General features: G+C 70.3%; 2 protein-coding genes and 1 pseudogene. All 3 read left to right on the forward strand.

Annotated features, from left to right (window positions below):
• Positions 1 to 340 precede the first annotated feature (340 nt).
• Positions 341 to 745, forward strand: coding sequence for a helix-turn-helix transcriptional regulator (locus tag FV223_RS25565; protein ID WP_147729573.1), 405 nt, complete (start codon positions 341 to 343; stop codon positions 743 to 745).
• A 182-nt stretch (positions 746 to 927) separates the two neighbouring features.
• On the forward strand, positions 928 to 2106 hold the full coding sequence (gene metK / locus FV223_RS25570; RefSeq protein ID WP_147729574.1) for a methionine adenosyltransferase: 1179 nt from the start codon (positions 928 to 930) through the stop codon (positions 2104 to 2106).
• A gap of 103 nt (positions 2107 to 2209) precedes the next feature.
• Positions 2210 to 2350: pseudogene (locus FV223_RS32120) on the forward strand (tRNA (guanosine(46)-N7)-methyltransferase TrmB); the annotation flags it as partial.

Genomic DNA, 2350 nt, shown 5'->3' on the forward strand with positions numbered 1-2350 from the left:
GGAATCGGTGGGGGCCCTCGCCGACGCGTTGCGCCGGGCGGCGACCGCGCAGGGACGCGGACGTTCCTGAGATGGGAGGCCCGCACGGGATGGGAGGCCTCCGGGACGCCGGCCCCGCGAAACCGTTGCCGCGGCAACGGAATTCTCGTAGAGCGGATCGGAGAACGGCCGAGCTTGGCCGGCGGTGCGATCGCGGCGGCATCCATGCAGGCGGATACCGCTGGAGAGCCAACGGGTTATGAGGGTGACAAGCCGTGCGCCGGCAGCTAAGCTTGCGCAGGGCGAGGTAGCGGATGGTCGACGATTCCGCGTCCTTGGGGGCGCGCACGCGAGACGAGTGATGGCAGGCCAGAAGACGGATCAACGGGACGTTTATGTCGGGCAACGCATCGCGGAACAACGGCGCAAGGCGTCGTTGACCCAGCGCCGCGTCGCCCAGAGCTTCGGCATGTCCGCGGCGCAGCTGCAGAAGTACGAGAAGGGCACCAACCGCATCAGCGCGATCCATCTCGACATCTTCTCGCGCATGACCGGCGTGCCGCTGGACCACTTCTTCAACGGGATGCCCCGGGACGAGGACCACGCCGTCGAGGGTTTCGGCGACACGCCGCAGCGCCCGCTCGACGCCGGCTGGCAGGGCGTGGCCGAGATGGTGGCCCGCCACGTCTCCGAGAACTGCTCGGCCGACACGCGGCGCGACCTCGCCGCCGCGGTCCAGGCCCTCGAGCGCAAGTTGAGCGGCTGAGGCCACCGCGTCCCTGTGGTAGCACCTTCGGACCGATTGGCCGTCCGCTTCGTACGGTATAACGGATCCGTTCGGCATTCCACCTTGACCCTGCCGGGAGCCGGTGCCAGAACTCCGGCCCTCACAACCGGGTCAAGCGCCGCGATCAGGAAGGCGCACCCGTCAACCGGGGTGCTCTCACGATGCCGCGTTCAGACTTCCTGTTCACCAGCGAATCCGTCTCCGAGGGCCACCCCGACAAGGTGAGCGACCGGATCTCCGACACCGTGGTCGATGCCTACATCGCCGCGATGCCGGAAGCCCGCCTCGGCGTCGAGACGCTGACCACGACCAACCGCGTCGTGATCGCCGGCGAGGTCCGCGGCCCCGATTCGGTGACCTTCAAGGACCTCGAGGCGCTGTCCCGCGAGGCGGTGAAGGACATCGGCTACGAGCAGTCCGGGTTCCACTGGAAGAACAACGACGTGCAGATCTACCTGCACGCCCAGTCGGCCGACATCGCCCAGGGCGTGGACGCGGCCGGCAACAAGGACGAGGGCGCGGGCGACCAGGGCATCATGTTCGGCTACGCCGCCGACGAGACCCCGGAGCTGATGCCGGCCCCGATCTTCTACGCCCACAAGATCCTCAAGGACCTCGCCGACGCCCGCAAGGCCAGGCAGGGCGACGCGGCCAAGCTCGGCCCCGACGCCAAGAGCCAGGTCACGGTGCGCTACGCCAACGGCCGCCCGGTCGAGGCGACGCAGATCGTGCTCTCGACCCAGCACCTCGACGAGTCGCTCGATTCGGCCGACGTGCGCGCCATCGTCGAGCCCTACATCCGCGCGGCCTTGCCCGAGGGCTGGATCAACGAGGGCACGGTCTGGCACGTGAACCCGACCGGCAAGTTCGTCATCGGCGGCCCCGACGGCGATGCCGGCCTCACCGGCCGCAAGATCATCGTCGACACCTACGGCGGCGCGGCGCCCCACGGCGGCGGCGCCTTCTCGGGCAAGGACCCGACCAAGGTCGACCGCTCGGCGGCCTATGCCGCGCGCTACCTCGCCAAGAACGTCGTCGCCGCCGGCCTCGCCTCGCGCGCCACGATCCAGCTCGCCTACGCCATCGGCGTGGCCAAGCCGCTGTCGATCTACGTCGACCTGCACGGCACCGGCAAGGTCGACGAGGCCAAGCTCGAGGGCGTGCTGATGGACGCCCTCGACCTCTCGCCCCGCGGCATCCGCCTGGCGCTCGGCCTCAACAAGCCGATCTACGCCCGCACCTCGGCCTACGGCCATTTCGGCCGCGCCCCGGACGCCGACGGCGGCTTCTCCTGGGAGCGCACCGACCTCGCCGACAAGCTGAGATCGGCCCTGGCGTAAGGGTTTCGACCCCGCGCCGGCGGCTCCCTCTCCCGAACGGGAGAGGGTACCTGCGCCCGATCCGGTCGCCGATCGAGGCGTGAGCCTCCCAACGAGTTTCCCCGTGACCGACACCAGCCCCCCGGCCGACGCCTCCGAGCGGGCCTTCTTCGGCCGACGCAGGGGCAAGCGCCTGCGCGGGCTGCAGGAGCAGCGCCTGTCGGACTTGCTGCCGCGCCTGCGCGTCGCCCCGCCCGCCGACGGC

Source organism: Methylobacterium sp. WL116, from assembly GCF_008039455.1.
Classification (GTDB): Bacteria; Pseudomonadota; Alphaproteobacteria; order Rhizobiales; family Beijerinckiaceae; genus Methylobacterium.